This is a genomic window from Enterococcus raffinosus (genome assembly GCF_019175485.1).
Lineage (GTDB): Bacteria > Bacillota > Bacilli > Lactobacillales > Enterococcaceae > Enterococcus_A > Enterococcus_A raffinosus.
The window spans coordinates 1,948,594-1,964,751 of the sequence record NZ_CP072888.1; the positions used below are offsets into that span (position 1 = coordinate 1,948,594).

The window sequence follows — 16,158 nt, forward strand, 5'->3', positions numbered from 1 at the left end:
CACATCTCACGTGCGTTCCCGACTGTTAAAAAACAGAATTATTTTTTAATTTGGCTCATAACTTCTTCAACAAAGTTATCTTCACGTTTTTCGATACCTTCGCCTACTTCGAAACGAACGAAGCTTGCAACTGTAGCGCCTTTAGAAGATACATACTTCTCAACAGTCATATCAGGATCTTTAACGAATGGTTGATCCACCAAAGCGATTTCAGCTTTAAATTTATTTAAACGACCAATCACCATTTTTTCAACAATGTTAGCTGGTTTGCCTTCGTTTAATGCTTGTTCAGTTAGAACTGCTTTTTCATGCTCTAATTCTGATTCAGGAATTTGGCTTTCGTTAACATAACGAGGGTTGATTGCCGCAACGTGCATTGCAACATCTTTAGCAACTGATTCGTCAGTAGTACCGTTCAACAGAGCTAAAACAGCAATACGTCCGCCCATGTGAAGGTATCCGCCAAATGCTGCATTGTCTTCTTTTTCAACAACTTCAAAACGACGGAAGTTGATTCTTTCACCAATAACTTGTGTAGCTTCAATTAATGCCGCTTCTAAAGTTTCACCTTTAGCGTTCGTTAATTTCATCGCAGCTTCCATATCAGCTGGTTTATGTTCAGCAACTAAGGCCGCAATTTCTTTCACCAAGTCTTGGAACATTTCATTTTTAGAAACGAAGTCTGTTTCTGAGTTTACTTCTACAATTGCAGCAGTATTTCCATGGATTGCAACTGAAGCTAAACCTTCAGCGGCAATACGATCATTTTTCTTAGCTGCTTTAGCCATACCTTTTTCGCGTAAAAGATCAACAGCTTTTTCAATGTCGCCTTCTACTTCTACTAATGCACGTTTCGCATCCATCATCCCTACGCCAGTCATGTCGCGTAGTTCTTTTACCATTTTAGCTGTTACGTCTGCCATTTTAAGGGCCTCCTTAGTTTTTCTAAAAAAGCTGCTTCAAAGGAAAATATTTACTTTGAAGCAGCGTATGCTACTAAATTATTCAGCTGATTCAGTAGAAGCATTGTCGCCTTCTACTACATCAACGATTTCTTCGATTGAAGTTGCTTGTCCGCCATCTTCAGCTACGAAGTCTTCTTCAGCTACTTGATCTTCCCCTTGGTTTCCTTCGATAAACGCATCAGCCATTTTTGCAGTAATTAACTTCACGGCACGAATAGCATCATCATTTGAAGGGATAACTACGTCGATTTCATCTGGATCGCAGTTTGTGTCTACCATAGCCACGATAGGAATGTTTAATTTTTGAGCTTCTTGAACAGCGATACGTTCTTTACGTGGATCAACGATATACATTACATCTGGAATGCGAGGCATATCAGCGATTCCGCCTAAGAATTTTTCCAAACGTTCACGTTCTTTATTCAAACCAACTACTTCTTTTTTAGGTAATACTTCGAAAGTACCATCTTGTTCCATAGCATTGATTTGTTTCAAACGAGCGATACGTTTTTGGATTGTATCCCAGTTAGTCAAAGTTCCACCTAACCAACGATGGTTTACGTAGTATTGACCAGCACGTACTGCTTCTTCTTTGATTGCTTCTTGAGCTTGTTTTTTAGTTCCTACGAACAATGCAACGCCACCATCTTCAGCAACATCTTTCATATAATCGTAAGCTGCATCTACTAATTTGACTGTTTTTTGCAAGTCAATGATGTAGATTCCATTTCTTTCTGTGAAGATATATTTCTTCATTTTTGGGTTCCAGCGACGAGTTTGGTGACCAAAATGTACGCCGGCTTCTAGTAATTGTTTCATAGACAATACTGACATTTGTGTTTCCTCCAATTGGTTTTTTGTTTTCCTCTTCTGCTCTCTTCTTTATAAGGAACTGACAAGCAGCACCGCCTTATAAATCAAGCCAGAATGTGGATTTTTTATGTATAGTCGCCTACACACAATTAGTAATTATACAAGAGTTTTTTTAATAAATCAATCTTTTTTATTTCACTTTTTGATACATTAATATTTATATAGAGTACTGGTTAAAAAAACTTTTTCTGCTATACTAAATGCATAATTATCATTTTAACTTTTTACACTACTCAAACGTGAGTTGAACAAAGAAGTCGTCATTTATAGTTATATACTATGTAACCAATCTGATCAATTCTTTATACGTGTGAAATATGTTTGGTTCAGCACATAAGAATAAGGAGTTTTTTTATGCGAAAAAAAGATCGACACGAATTAATCAAGAAGCTTATCTTGGAAAACCCAATTAGAAATCAAGGAGAATTAATGGAGTACTTATCAGAGTACCAAGTCTCTGCTACTCAAGCAACGATTTCGAGAGATATTCGAGATTTAAAAATTATAAAAACGATTGATGAATCCGGCAATCCGCGTTTTGAATTGTTTCAAGAACGTAAAACGCCTACAGAGGATGATGACATCAAACGATTAATCCGTATGTCAAACGATGTGATAGTCAAAGTTGATACCGTTCAATTTATGACGATCGTCAATACTTTGCCCGACAATGCACATTTATTAGCTTCCGTTCTGGATGATCTATCGAGTGAACTAATCGTAGCAACAATGGCAAGCTTTGATACGATTATTATTATTTCAAGAACACCTGGGGATGCTCAAAAAGTCACTACGTTTTTACAGGACCCAACACAAAGTTCAATTTTTAAATAAAAAAATTCCGACCTTCAAAAGTTAGATTTTCACCTTAACTTTGAAGGTCGGTTCAAAATTTCTCCGTTTTTTTACATTTTATTTGGTGCATGAACACCCAATAAACGTAAATCTTCTTTCAATATTACGGTTACTGCGTAAACTAATGCTAGCCGAGCATCTTTTTGATCATCATCCACTAAAATTTTCGTATGTGCATAATACTTGTTAAATGCTTGCGCCAATTTAATTGCATGCTTAGCAATTACAGATGGCTCATATTGATTTGCCGCTTGCATCACTACTTCAGGATAATTTTGCAGTAATTTGATGATCTCCCAGCTATCCGCATCGTTTAACGCATATACTTCTTCAGAGTCAACATTATATCCCGCTTTCTCCAAAACAGTCATTGCTCGCGCGTGAGTGTATTGAACATAAGGGCCGGTTTCGCCTTCAAATCTAACAACTTCCTCCAAATTGAAATCAAAATTGTTCAAACGATCATTTTTTAAATCATGGAAGACTACTGCACCAACACCTACTTGGTGTGCAACTTCTTCTTTATTTGGTAAATCAGGATTTTTTTCCTGAATCTGCGAAAGTGCTGAGTCTTTAGCTTCATTTAGGACTTCTTCTAAGAGAACAATTTTCCCTTTACGTGTAGACAATTTTTTCCCGTCTTTTGTGATTAATCCAAATGGAATGTGAATCATATCTTCAGACCAATCGAAGTCCATTTCTTTCAGAACAGCTTTTAATTGTTTGAAGTGTCCGCTTTGTTCATTTCCTACAACATAAAGTGACTTAACAAAATTATATTCACGTTTTCTGTAAAGTGCTGCAGCTAAATCACGTGTGATATACAAAGTTGCCCCATCAGATTTTTTGATCAGTGCAGGATTTAAGTCATACTTTTCAAGGTCGACAATTTCTGCCCCTTCATTCGTTTGCAATAAATGTTTTTCCTCTAACATTGTTACGACTTCATCCATTTTGTCATTATAGAATGCTTCTCCATTATAGGAGTCAAAATTTACTTCCAGCATGCCATAAATTTTATTAAACTCTTTTAGGGACTCACTACGGAACCATCTCCATAATTCTAAGGCTTCATCGTCATTCTCTTCTAATTTTTTAAACCACGCCCGGGCCTCATCATTAAGTTCGGGCTCTTCTTCAGCCTTTTCATGAAACTCCACATACAAACGTAAAAGCTCATTGATTGGTTCTGCTTTAACTTTCTCTTCTGAACCCCATTTTTTATAAGCCACGATTAATTTACCAAATTGAGTACCCCAGTCGCCTAAGTGGTTAATTTTTATTGGATTATAGCCAATCTTACTTAAAATCAAACTGATAGAATTACCAATGACTGTTGAACGTAAATGTCCCATTGAGATAGGTTTTGCAATATTTGGAGAAGACATATCAATTGTTACATTGCCCTCGTTACCAATATTGCTATCACCGAAATGATTTTTCTCTTTAGCGATTTGTTTTAAAACCATACTCGAAATAATTTCTTTCTTCATGAAAAAGTTCAAGTAAGGCCCCACCACTTCGATCTTCTCAAATGCTTCTGGATTGATTTGTTCCGCTAGCTCACCCGCAATTTGTTGTGGTGCTTTACGAAAAACTTTTGCTAAAGCGAATGTCGGAAAAGCAACATCCCCATGATCAACTGATTTGGGATTTTCTAGCAGACGTTCCACTTCTGGTAGCGCCAGATTTTCCTTAACTACTTCAAATACAGCTTGTGCGACGATTTCTTTATTATTCATCCAAATTCCTCCCTTATAATACAAAAAAGTCCCTGATGTATAAATACATCAGAGACGAGAATTCCCGCGGTACCACTCTTATTGTCATAAACGACCAACTTAGGCTATAACGGTAGCTGCCGTTTCATCTCAAAAGTGCGCCATCTATTTTTGTTTATTCGGCTCTCACCTGCCCGAACTCGCTGCAAAACAGACTATAGACTTCTCTTTTTCATCGATGAATGATTTATCTGGCATTTATAGTAACAGAAAAATCACCATCTGACTAGTCAAGAAATATATTTTTTATACTTTAGGGATAAATAGGTTGCCTAGTGTCGCAGCCATTACAGCTTTAATGGTATGCATGCGGTTTTCAGCTTGTTGAAACTGCAAAGCCCTCTCACTGCGAAAGACTTCGTCAGTCACTTCCATTTCAACTAACCCGTACTTCTCTTTAATTTCTTCTGCAACTTCTGTTTCAAGATCATGAAAGGCTGGTAAGCAATGTAAGAAAACCGTTTCCGCCTTTTTCGTTTTTAACATCAACTCTTGATTGACTTGATAGGGCAATAATAAATCTATCCGTTCTTTGAAAGCTGACTCCTCACCCATGGACACCCAAACATCGGTATATATAATATCCGCCTGAGCCACGCCTTGATCAATATCATCAGTGATAAAAACTTTAGACTGTGAAGCTTCCGCATATTTTTCAGCCATGACAATTAAGTCTGATTCAGGAAATAGGCTTTTAGGTGTTACGATTGAAATATTAACACCTAAAATAGCACTGGTAATCAATAAAGAATTCGCCACATTATTTCGACCATCACCAACATAGGCTAAGGTCAAGCCTTCTAGTTTTCCAAAATGCTCCTTAATAGTCAAAAAATCCGCCAACATTTGAGTAGGATGCCATTTATCCGTTAAACCATTCCAAACAGGTACACCGGAGTATTTTGACAAGTCCTCGACAGCCTTTTGAGAAAATCCGCGATACTCGATCCCATCGAACATACTTCCTAGAACTTTTGCTGTATCTTCTACCGATTCTTTTTTCCCTAATTGAATATCATTTTTTCCTAAATATTCTGGATGAGCGCCTAAATCAATCGTTGCAGTAGTAAACGCAGCGCGAGTACGAGTAGAAGTTTTTTCAAAAAGTAACGCAATATTTTTCCCCGCTAAATATTTATGCGGAATGTTTTTTTGTTTTAATGCTTTTAGATGCGCAGCAAAATCAATTAGATAAAGCAACTCCTCTTTAGTAAAATCAATTTCTTTTAAAAAACTCTTTTCTTGAAAAATATTAGTCATGATAACCCCTCCATTTTTGAATATTAATTCTATACAAGAGATAATAATTCATTTTTATTCATGATAACTGAATAAAATGAAAGTATCAACCGTTATTTGTATTCATTTACAAAAATTGTCTTTACGCTTGCCGTAATTTTTTCTTTGCAGGCTTAATCTGTTTTAAATCGGGATTTAACACACAACGTCTTTATAGAAAAAAATATACTATTTAAAAGAAAAAGCAGCCAATATTTGGCTGCTTAAGTATTACTTCTTCTTTCTTGGATCACAAATATACTAAAATATTTAATATCTTAAAATTTTTTCCTGTCGACTCTTTAAGGTAACTTTTTTGTAGTCATTCCTCTAACCAATAATTCCATACATTTTAAAAATAGGTATCTGCTACAAATTTTTTTCATCTGTTTCAGAGTCTATTATTATTTTGAAATTTTATCCTACGTTTCTTTCTCCACCTTTTTATCGCAAGGAGTTAGATATGCTGAAAAGCTAAACTCGGATTGGCATTCAAACTCATATCTGCAAAATGCTTCTTTTGCAATTCAACATGAGCAGCAGCCCCAATCATCGCCGCATTATCCCCACATAAACGTAAAGGTGGAACGATCAAATTAACTTCAGGCAGTTCTGCTTCAATCATTGCTGTCATCTTTTCTCGCAATCCTCGATTAGCCGCTACTCCCCCAGCAACAATTAATTGCTTAACTGGATAAGTTTTACAAGCTTTGATTGTCTTCGTAACTAGTACATCAACAACGCTTGCTTGAAAACTTGCAGCTAAATTCATTTTATTTAATTGTTCTCCTCGTTGTTCAGCGTTATGAGTTAAATTGATAAAAGCACTCTTTAAGCCACTAAAACTAAAATCAAAATTATCTTCCTTAATCATCGCACGTGGAAAGTCATAGGTATCTTCACCTTGATGAGCCAGTTCATCGATTTCTTTTCCGCTAGGATAGCTTAAGCCTAGAACGCGACCAACTTTATCATAAGCTTCACCAGTAGCGTCATCTCTTGTTTCACCAATAATTTCAAAAGAGCCATCTTCAACCATGTAGACTAATTCTGTATGGCCACCACTAACTAGTAAGGCCATTAAAGGAAATTCTAAAGGTTTAACTAAACGTGCCGCATAAATATGTCCTGCCATATGATTAATTGGCAATAAAGGTAACTCGTTTGCCCAAGCAAAAGCCTTCGCAGCACTTAAGCCAATTAATAATGCGCCAACAAGTCCTGGACCATAAGTTACCGCAACAGCACTTAATTCTTTAGAAGTCACATTTGCTTCCTCCAAGGCTTCTTCAATGCACAATGTGATTTGTTCAACATGGTGACGGCTGGCAACTTCAGGAACAACTCCACCAAATCGTTTGTGACTTTTTATTTGCGAAGCAACAATATTAGATAGAATTCTTTCGCCGTTCTCAATCACTGCAACACTTGTTTCGTCACAGCTACTTTCAATTGCTAAAATAAGTTCTGATTCATTCATCTATATTTCCTACTTTCAAAGACATCAGTACAGCATCTTCTTGAGGGTGCTGATAGTAATTTTTTCGCGTGGTCATTTCTTGGAACCCAAATTTTTCATAAAAAAGACGCGCCTCTTGATTCGAAACACGTACTTCCAAAAAAATACTTACTATTTTCTGTGACTTAGCATGCTTAATCAATCGCTTCAATAGTCTTTTTCCATGACCTTGTCCTTTTGATTGTACTGCAATATTTGTGATTTCAATTTCATCACAGACTTGATGAAATCCCAAAAAAGCAATAATCTCTGTTCCTTCAGTGAAGTAATGACTATGAGCTTGTTTTATGTCACTAGCAAATTGTTCAGCTGTCCAAGGTGAGCCATGTGCATAAGCAGTTTGACTTATTTCCCAAAATTTTGTAGATAGCTGCTCCAATTAGTTCACTTCCAAACGTTTAATCATGTCTAGCGCGTCTTCATTATTTTCAGTATAATAATTTTTACGAATATTCCGTGCTGAGAATCCCAGCCTTCGGTACAACCGCTGCGCATCTGTATTACTAAGTCGAACCTCCAAAGAGAGAGTTTCACAATCGTTCATTATAGCGAATTTTTCTACTTCGTCAATCAATAGCTTACCCATCCCACGATTTTGAAAAGTCGTTCCGACTGCAATATTCGTAATATGTGTATCGTTTCCTATCAAACGACTCCCAATAAATCCAGCAATTTCCTCTTTTTTAGTTACGATACAAATATACAAATGAGGAATCGGCGAATGAATCTCAGAAAGAAAGGCGCTTTTTGTCCATGGAGTCTCGCCAAAATAGACATCACGTTCAAGCGCAATCAGTTCTTTAATATCTTGATCAGCTATTTTTCTTAGTAGATACTCTTCATCCCTTAGTTTTACATATTTCGCATTGAAAGGATATTGTTTCCCATATAAAATGGTCTTTACTAAACCACTAAATTTTTTCAACATAATTCTCGTCCTCTGGTTGGTGTGTCTCCAGCCACTTTTCTTCTGCCTCCACCCGTTTTAAATACGCGGGTACTAACCCATGGATATTTTCAACTGGCTGCACCAAGAAACCTAATTTACCTAGGATTATTCCATTAGGCAGATTTACTTCATCTTCTTCTGATACGTCTGCGTTTGTTAAAATTGATTCTATTTGATCTTTAAACTTGCTAGTCTCTCCGATAAATAATGCTGGTTCTTTGATTTTATTCAATAAATCAGCTAGTGGTATGTGCTGATCAGCTATTACATTCACAAGCTGTTTGTTTTCCCAACGATAAACACCCGCATATACATTGTTACGCCGTGCATCCATCATTGGAACAATCAACTTATTTATACGAGTATTTCCTGCAATAACAGCCAAACTAGAAACCGTTGCTAACTCAATTTTCAATGTTTCTGCTAACGTCTTTGCGGTCGTTACTGCAATCCGAATACCTGTATACGAGCCTGGACCCTTCGCAACGACGATTCGATCCAGATCAGTAGGCTTCAAACCAGCCGCCTCCATCACAGTTTCAATTGCTGGCATTAAAGTTAAACTATGATTCATTTTTCGGTTCAACTGAAAATGAGCCAAAACTTTATTGTCCTCTAAAACAGCCACTGCTAAAGTTTGATTGGATGTATCTATCGCTAATAATTTCATAAAACGTCATTTCCTCGCATTTAAGATAGCCATATTTTAACACAAACTATATTTCCTTCCTACTAACTGTTTAAACTTTCTGATTTTCTAAAATTTTTACAGAAAAAAGCAGCGAAATTCGCTGCTTAAAACTTTTTGGTGGATTCTCGTTGAACCAACTTAGTTGCCACCATAATTTTCCTTGGTACTGGAGAGAACTCTTTTGCTAAATCTAAAATCGTTGATACCGCTAATTCTCCCATCCACTCAGTTTCTACCTTGATCGTTGACAATGCGGGTGATACATATTTCGCTACACTAACATCATTAAACCCAATCACTTCTATATCTTCTGGAATTCGCAAACCAGCCGTTTGAATTGCTTGCATCGCTCCCACGGCTAAAGCATCACTTGACGCGAACAAAGCACTTGGTCGATCCTTCCTTTTCGTCAAAAAATTTTCCATTGCAATTTTTCCAGCTTCCATTGAAAAAGCTGACGATAAAGCAAACTCTGGTCGATAGAGATTGATTTGCTCCATCTTTAGTTTGAATGCAACTAACCGTGGATCTTCTATCGGCTGAAGATTATGCTTCGTTTTTTCTTCCCCTGAAAGGATTCCAATTTTTTTATGCCCCTGCTGGATAAAATAATCAATTACAAGATTCATACTTTGATCAAAATCGACTACTAAAGAATTTAATCCCATACTCATCCCATCAAAATCGACAAAAAGCAGGTTCTCATCAATTTGCTTTAACCGACGAATCTGTTCAGCATCAAACTTACCTAAAGCAATTGTTCCATTCACTTGGTTATCTGACAATTCATCTAAACCTTCACGACGAATTTGGATATTTAACTCTTCCGCCTTTTTTTCTATCCCTAGACGAATCGACAAATAATATAAATCTGCTAATTCTTCTGCATCATCGTACCATTGAACAAGCCGAATCACAGCTTTACCAATTTTATTGGTTCGTTTATGTTTAGTATAATTTAGTTCCTCTGCCACTTCAAAAATGCGCTGTTTTGTCTCATGAGCAACAGATAATTCTTGATCGTAATTCAATACACGAGAAACGGTGGCAGGAGAAACACCTGCTAATTTAGCAATATCGCGAATAGTTGCCATCGCTGCCCCTTTCTACAACGTTTTGATAAAACGCATAAAACCTTCTTGTCCTTCAACATCACGCTTAAATACTCCCGCATCTTCCAATACACGAGCAAAAACAGCCCCTACTGCTTTTTGTACGACCTGTGTTACATTTTCACGGGTAATTTGATTGTCCGCTTTTAATTGATCCGCCCATACAATATGATAATCAGCTATATTATTCTCTTTTTCTAATAGATAATTTTCAACTTCCTTAAGCTCTGTTTCTAAGCGTGGCGGTAAAACAGCCAACCCCATTACCTCAATTAAGCCAATATTTTCTTTTTTGATATGTTGGACATCTGGATGTGGATGAAAAATTCCATCGGGAAACTCTTCCGAAACATTGTTGTCTCGTAAAACAAGATCTATCTCAAAAAGATTTTCCTTGCGACGAGCAATAGGAGTAATCGTATGATGTGGGATGCCATCTTCTGTGTGAGCAACAATTTGTAATGATTCGTCCGAATAGTACTGCCATTTTTCCAAAATCATAGTTGACGCTTCAATCAAATCGTTTTGATTTTCCCCTTGTAAGCGAATCACAGATAGAGGCCATTTTACAATTCCCGCCTTAATATTTGAAAAGTCATTTAATTGAAAAGTTCTTTCTACTTCAGCAGTCGCCATCGGAAATGTATGTCGACCGCCTTGATAGTGGTCGTGAGATAGAATAGAACCACCAACTATTGGCAGATCTGCGTTCGATCCAACAAAATAATGCGGTAGAACTTCCGTAATTTTTAATAACCTTTGAAAAGTCGCTTTTGTGATTTTCATCGGGCGGTGCTCTTCAGATAAAATTATGCAATGCTCGTCATAATAGGCATAAGGCGAATACTGAAAGCCCCAACTTTCCCCATCAAGATTCATTCGAATAATTCGATGATTCGCTCGTGCTGGATAATTTAATCGTCCTTTATAGCCTTCATTTTCCATGCATAACATACATTCAGGATAATCTACCTTCACCGCTTGACGTTCTGCTACAATTTGTTTTGGATCTTTCTCAGGTTTAGAAAGGTTGATTGTAATCTCTAATTCCCCATATTCAGTTTCTGCAGGAAAGATAATATTTTGGGCAATTTCTCGTGTTTTAATATAGTCGTTTTCTTTACTTAACTTATAGAAATAATCTGTTGCCTGAATAGGATCTTTGGAATAGTACTGAGCAAAATAAGCATTAACTACAGATGGTGGCGGTGTCATTAGATCCATCAGCTGAGCTTCTAAAATTTCCTTTTCAGCTTGCAGACTTGTAATTACTTTATTTTTTTCTGCCTGAATCAAAAGCTGATCAACTAACTCTACGGCACTGTTTGAAACTCTACGAATCTCAGCTTTCTCTAATGAATTTTCACCAATCATCGCAATAACACGATTTTCTAAATACAAACGATCCATTTCCATCCAGCCACCTGATTGGATAGCTAACGTAATGAAATCTCTGGTGATTTGACTGATTGACACTTTTTTTTCCTCCTACTCCTCATATCCATGTGGATGGCCAACATGCCAGTTCCACGCAGTTTCTATAATTGCTTTTATATCTGTGTATTCTGGTTTCCAACCTAAAGTCTCTTTCACTTTTTCACTAGAAGCTACTAAACGACTTGGGTCCCCAGCACGACGCGGTCCAATTTCTGCCGAAATTTCTTTGCCCGTAACTTCACGCGCTGCATTCAGCATTTCTTTCACTGAATAGCCGTTATTTGAACCAAGATTGAAGAAGTTGCTCGGATTCCCGGCTTTCAAATATTCTAATGCCAGAATATGTGCAGCCGCCAGATCTTCAACTTGAACATAGTCACGAATACAAGTGCCATCTGGAGTATCATAATCATCACCGAAAATTGTCAAATGATCTCTTTTTCCTAATGCTACCTGTAAAATAATTGGTACTAAATGTGTCTCAGGATCGTGATCCTCTCCGATACTTGCGTCAGCCTTCGCACCAGCAACATTGAAATAGCGTAATGCTACATAGCGCATGCCATAAGCATTATCACACCATCTCATCATTTTCTCCATCATTAATTTACTTTCTCCATAGGGGTTAGTAGGATTGGTAACCACTTCTTCTGTGATAGGTGAAACATCTGGTTCGCCATAAGTTGCTGCAGTTGAAGAAAAGACAATATTTTTAACACCGAATTCCTCCATAACTTCTAATAGGCTTTCCATACCGACTACATTGTTATTGAAATATTTTAACGGTTTTTCCACCGATTCACCAACTAACGAACTAGCCGCAAAATGAACGACACCTTCAATTGACTCTTTCGTAAAGACATCCTTCATAAATGCTTTGTCACGACAATCCCCTTCATAAAATCTTGCATCTGGATGAACTGCTTTACGATGACCCGTCAACAAATTATCCACAACTACAACATCATATTTTTGAGTAATTAATTTGTCGACTGTATGAGACCCAATATAGCCTGCTCCACCTAATACTAAAATTGCCATTCAATCTACTCCTGTCTCTTCAATTTATTTAGTAAACAAATTATAGTTTGTTTACTAAATAAATGCAACCTTCTTTTCCATTCGTTAAACTTTTCATTTTACGTATTTTGCTTCATAATAGGTGTATAGGAAAATTAATGATACATGGTTAGCATTTTTCGATAAGAAATATGTTTCTTATAGTTTAGAAAGGAGTGATGACAGATGCGTAAATTTGCTTCAGGATTCGTTACTGGTACTTTAGCTGCAGCTGCAGTAGTTGCTAGCGTAGTGATGGGTGTTAAAAAGAAGGTTATCGATCCAATCGAGGAAAAAGAATCAAAAATTGATGAAAATCGTAAAAAAGCTCGTAGAAAAAGAATTGCTCGATAAAAAAGAAAGCCAAGTTGGCTTTCTTTTTTATTTATAAATTGTAGTGACGATCCTATTTGCCAAATCAAACACGCGATCCTCACTTTTAGGTCGAGGAGAAGCAGCATTTAACCAATCTAGTTCTTCTAGTGGGATTCCGTAACAATAAACATGGGGTAACACCTTATCGTTTTGATCTATCACTTGATGTGTTTCGAGAGCAACTTTGATAGCACCCGTAAAATGTTTCTTCCCCTTGAACGGTACATTATGAGAAGATAAATACCCTTTTTCTCGCATTCGGATTAGTAGAGAATTTTTTGTTCTTTTTAAACTTGTAGCTGGAAGACGTGCTTCGATGAAATTTTTTGTTTTAAAAAAACGTGCAGGAGCCCTCTTACTATAGGCTAAAAATTCTCCACCCTCTCTTTCAACTACCATTTCTGGTGCTAAAATTTTAACGATTCCTGCTTCTATCAAAGCCAATAATTGTTTTTGCCGAATGACTGGAGCACCAATAGTTAAAAAACTATAATTCCGATTGAATGTCCCAAAGAAATCATCAAAATACTCTTTCGGTGTAAATTTTTCGTGGTCCAACATGTAGTTAAATGGCGCCTGAAGTTCTTTATATGTATCAACTGCAGCAGCAATTGGCCCAGTTTGATTTCCTAACTCTGCCTCAGTGATATCTTTTTTTAAATATTCTAGAATAAAATTAGGAAATGCTTGTGGAGAAACTCCCTTCGCTGGATTTAGAAGAACGGACCAATCTAAACGAGACTCGATCGGTATCTGATATTTTTTTAAAACAGATTCTCTATCATCTGAACGATAGTCAGACAGAAAAGCTTCTAAATCCATTTCTGTACTGGACAATTTTTTTTGATAAAATATTAGTTCTGCTTCTTTTTTAAGTAAATCAAATAATTCATCAGCACTACCATTAAATTGTGTCATGAACTTTTCCGTTAAAATTTGCGGTTGTGCATCCTCTCCAGGTTCTTTTTGATTATTTGGACGCGCATGATAGGGTAATCCTCTACCTGACCCAGCAATCAAAAGTTGCTCATTACCAGATGGGTAATATACCAAGCAACCATCCTCGCCTTCGAAAAACTTTCCGCCCCATCTATCTACAAATAATGCAATATAATCAAAAAAGCTTAACCCTAGTCCGCGAAGTATTACTGGCTCTCCTTCAATCAGATAACCCAACTGCGTATCGGAAGGGTTCCCTGGACTTTGATAGAAAAGTCCATGCTTGTTTGCATAATTTTGATTTTCTTCTTCAGACCGATTCAATTCATTTTGAGAATGTCCCGTTGCTAAAATCACATCATCTACCTGATAAATCCCCGAAGCTTGAAGAATGATTTGATTCTCCCCTATAATCAAATCAACGACTCGCTCTTTAACCATTTTAACCACCACATTTTCAGGTAACGTTTTTAAAAGTTCGTCAAAAAACCACTTTTGGTAAACGCCATAATAACGTCGTTGACAATAGTCATTTTCCTTTAGATTTGTCTCCGAAAAAAAAGTTTCACCAAACGCTAAAGAAGACAGATAACTTGGTGCCTCTTTTTGGTTCCATTCTGCTAGATTTGGACCTTCATCCTCAGAATAGAGAGTCACATGCTGCATAACCGTATTCATAATAACTTGATCCGTTTGGTTCTCACGCCAAATGTTCCCACCTGGTCCATCAGGATCGAACAACAAAAGTTCTATTTTTTCTGACTCAGGTGCTTGCTTAATTAATCGGTCCAATGCAATTAACCCATAAGGTCCCGCTCCAATAATCGCGATTTTTTTCATATTCATTCCTCATTTTTGATAGATTCGTCTCTTTAAGAGTAGAGAATAATCGTTGAATAATCAATAAAAAAAAGTTTCTGATGATTTTTTCACCAGAAACTTTAAAAACTATTTTAGCACCCAACGCTCAAATGCTTCCTTAACGCCATCCTCTAAATTTGTTGCTACAGTATAATCAGCAGCTGCTTTGACTGTCTCACTAGCATTTCCCATAGCTATGCCAGTTCCAGCAAACTCAATCATTGATAAGTCATTTTCTGCGTCCCCAATTGCCATTACTTCAGCTTTTTTTACTCCTAGATGTTCACTCAATTCTTTTAAAGCCAATCCTTTACTGGCATTGGAATTTAATACTTCAAGGAAATAAGGGGTACTGCGAACGATTGTATATTTCTCAAAGTACTCCGTCGGGATTTTTTTGAAGGCGCCACTCAAGATTTCAGGATCATCAATCATCATCATTTTAACAGCCAACACATTTTCCGCAATTTCCTCCGGTGTGCGATAATGTAGCGGCATATTTACCAAGTGGGATTCCAGAACCGTATATTGGCTGATATCACGGTTGGCTGTGTACATTGCTTTTTTATCAGCGATGTGCAGATGAACATTTAGCGAACGTGCCAGATAATCAATTTCTAGGTAATCTGCTCTCGTCAGACTATGCTCAGCTACAACATCCCAAGTTTTTGTATTTAAAACTAAGGCGCCATTATAAGTAATGATGTAATCATCCTCATTATCTAATCCTAATACCTCTAACTGTGATTTTGTTCCTGATAACGGTCGTCCAGTAGAAAGAACGACATATACTCCAGCCCTGCGAGCTTTCTTAATACAGTCAACGACCGGCTGATTGATTTCATGATGATCGTTCAGTAATGTTCCATCTAAATCTATGGCAACTAACTTTATACTCATACAATTCTCCTAATTCTTATTTATCTTATACAAAAATGTTTTCAATTTCTATGATAGTCGTAATTTAAAAGCACGTCAATTTACTAAATTAATGATTGAAAAAAATAAAAACAGCCAGACTCTAATCCGGCCGTTACTAGTTAATCAATCTTTTTCTGTTTCACTTTTCCAGTCCATTCTTGCATACCGCCTTTAAGAATGTACAAGTCCTTATAGCCTTTTTTTCGTAACATGTTCGCTGCACGAGCACTAACGGCCTTATTGTGATCATAAAGATAGATTGGTTGGTCTTTTCGTAAAGAACTATAAGTTTCTTTCAACATACTGAATGGAAAGCTGCGTGCTCCTAAAATATGCTTTGCGTTAAACTCATCTCGTTCACGTACATCGACAACTTGAGCTTTACGCATCCCCGCTTGAAATTCTTCTTGAGTGATAATTTTCGCAGAACGTCTCATCATGATCCGCACAACTAACTCATAAAGTCCAAATAGTACAAGGACCGAAATAAGTACGATATTAATTTTCCACCAAATTGACATGCCTTAATTCCTCTCTTATTTT

The 16,158-nt window shown here is 36.9% G+C and carries 16 protein-coding genes; 2 read left to right on the top strand and 14 right to left on the bottom strand.

Annotation, left to right across the window (positions count from 1 at the left end; translation table 11 throughout):
* Window positions 1–38: 38 nt before the first annotated feature.
* Both tsf and rpsB read right to left on the bottom strand, forming a co-directional pair.
* Window positions 39–923 (bottom strand): translation elongation factor Ts, encoded by an 885-nt coding sequence (gene tsf, locus J9537_RS09545; protein WP_010746060.1) that lies wholly within the window; start codon window positions 921–923, stop codon window positions 39–41.
* A 78-nt stretch (window positions 924–1,001) separates the two neighbouring features.
* Complete coding sequence (gene rpsB / locus J9537_RS09550) at window positions 1,002–1,799, bottom strand: 30S ribosomal protein S2 (RefSeq protein ID WP_010746059.1); 798 nt, start codon at window positions 1,797–1,799, stop codon at window positions 1,002–1,004.
* Window positions 1,800–2,192: 393 nt separating this feature from the next.
* Between rpsB and J9537_RS09555 the strand changes: the two genes are divergently transcribed.
* Window positions 2,193–2,672 (top strand): arginine repressor, encoded by a 480-nt coding sequence (locus J9537_RS09555; protein WP_218255952.1) that lies wholly within the window; start codon window positions 2,193–2,195, stop codon window positions 2,670–2,672.
* 71 nt (window positions 2,673–2,743) lie between these two features.
* Here the strand turns inward: J9537_RS09555 and argS are convergent, their stop codons facing one another.
* From argS to galE, 9 genes are all read right to left on the bottom strand, one after another.
* Window positions 2,744–4,435: an arginine--tRNA ligase gene (gene argS, locus J9537_RS09560; RefSeq protein ID WP_218255954.1), complete on the bottom strand. Its 1,692-nt coding sequence runs from the start codon at window positions 4,433–4,435 to the stop codon at window positions 2,744–2,746.
* A gap of 285 nt (window positions 4,436–4,720) precedes the next feature.
* Window positions 4,721–5,734: an ornithine carbamoyltransferase gene (gene argF, locus J9537_RS09565; RefSeq protein ID WP_218255956.1), complete on the bottom strand. Its 1,014-nt coding sequence runs from the start codon at window positions 5,732–5,734 to the stop codon at window positions 4,721–4,723.
* 475 nt (window positions 5,735–6,209) lie between these two features.
* Window positions 6,210–7,232 (bottom strand): tRNA (adenosine(37)-N6)-threonylcarbamoyltransferase complex transferase subunit TsaD, encoded by a 1,023-nt coding sequence (gene tsaD / locus J9537_RS09570; protein ID WP_218255957.1) that lies wholly within the window; start codon window positions 7,230–7,232, stop codon window positions 6,210–6,212.
* Window positions 7,225–7,650, bottom strand: a complete 426-nt coding sequence (gene rimI, locus J9537_RS09575) for a ribosomal protein S18-alanine N-acetyltransferase (protein WP_218255959.1) — start codon at window positions 7,648–7,650, stop codon at window positions 7,225–7,227. Before rimI (J9537_RS09575) ends, tsaD begins: the two co-directional genes overlap by 8 nt.
* The gene (gene rimI, locus J9537_RS09580; RefSeq protein ID WP_218255961.1) at window positions 7,651–8,199 is read right to left on the bottom strand and encodes a ribosomal protein S18-alanine N-acetyltransferase; all 549 of its coding nucleotides are present in this window, start codon (window positions 8,197–8,199) and stop codon (window positions 7,651–7,653) included.
* Entirely contained in the window at window positions 8,183–8,890 is a 708-nt protein-coding gene (tsaB, locus tag J9537_RS09585) for a tRNA (adenosine(37)-N6)-threonylcarbamoyltransferase complex dimerization subunit type 1 TsaB (protein WP_218255963.1), read from the bottom strand. The genes rimI (J9537_RS09580) and tsaB overlap by 17 nt, the downstream gene beginning before the upstream one ends.
* Before the next feature lie 125 nt (window positions 8,891–9,015).
* Window positions 9,016–10,005, bottom strand: a complete 990-nt coding sequence (locus tag J9537_RS09590) for a LacI family DNA-binding transcriptional regulator (RefSeq protein ID WP_218255964.1) — start codon at window positions 10,003–10,005, stop codon at window positions 9,016–9,018.
* A 12-nt stretch (window positions 10,006–10,017) separates the two neighbouring features.
* Window positions 10,018–11,499 carry a UDP-glucose--hexose-1-phosphate uridylyltransferase gene (gene galT / locus J9537_RS09595; RefSeq protein ID WP_218255966.1) on the bottom strand — a complete coding sequence of 494 codons (1,482 nt, stop codon included), beginning with the start codon at window positions 11,497–11,499 and terminating at the stop codon, window positions 10,018–10,020.
* Window positions 11,500–11,511: 12 nt separating this feature from the next.
* Window positions 11,512–12,501, bottom strand: a complete 990-nt coding sequence (gene galE, locus J9537_RS09600) for a UDP-glucose 4-epimerase GalE (RefSeq protein WP_218255967.1) — start codon at window positions 12,499–12,501, stop codon at window positions 11,512–11,514.
* 204 nt (window positions 12,502–12,705) lie between these two features.
* On the opposite strand from galE, the gene J9537_RS09605 reads away from it, so the two are divergent.
* Window positions 12,706–12,873: a DUF3042 family protein gene (locus tag J9537_RS09605; protein WP_010746048.1), complete on the top strand. Its 168-nt coding sequence runs from the start codon at window positions 12,706–12,708 to the stop codon at window positions 12,871–12,873.
* A 27-nt stretch (window positions 12,874–12,900) separates the two neighbouring features.
* On the opposite strand, the gene J9537_RS09610 is transcribed toward J9537_RS09605, so the two are convergent.
* The 3 genes from J9537_RS09610 to J9537_RS09620 all read right to left on the bottom strand — a co-directional run bounded on the left by J9537_RS09610 (window position 12,901) and on the right by J9537_RS09620 (window position 16,136).
* Window positions 12,901–14,673 (bottom strand): FAD/NAD(P)-binding protein, encoded by a 1,773-nt coding sequence (locus J9537_RS09610; RefSeq protein WP_218255969.1) that lies wholly within the window; start codon window positions 14,671–14,673, stop codon window positions 12,901–12,903.
* 108 nt (window positions 14,674–14,781) lie between these two features.
* Window positions 14,782–15,594 carry a sugar-phosphatase gene (gene yidA / locus J9537_RS09615; RefSeq protein ID WP_218255971.1) on the bottom strand — a complete coding sequence of 271 codons (813 nt, stop codon included), beginning with the start codon at window positions 15,592–15,594 and terminating at the stop codon, window positions 14,782–14,784.
* 140 nt (window positions 15,595–15,734) lie between these two features.
* Window positions 15,735–16,136: a rhodanese-like domain-containing protein gene (locus J9537_RS09620; protein WP_010746045.1), complete on the bottom strand. Its 402-nt coding sequence runs from the start codon at window positions 16,134–16,136 to the stop codon at window positions 15,735–15,737.
* Window positions 16,137–16,158 lie beyond the last annotated feature (22 nt).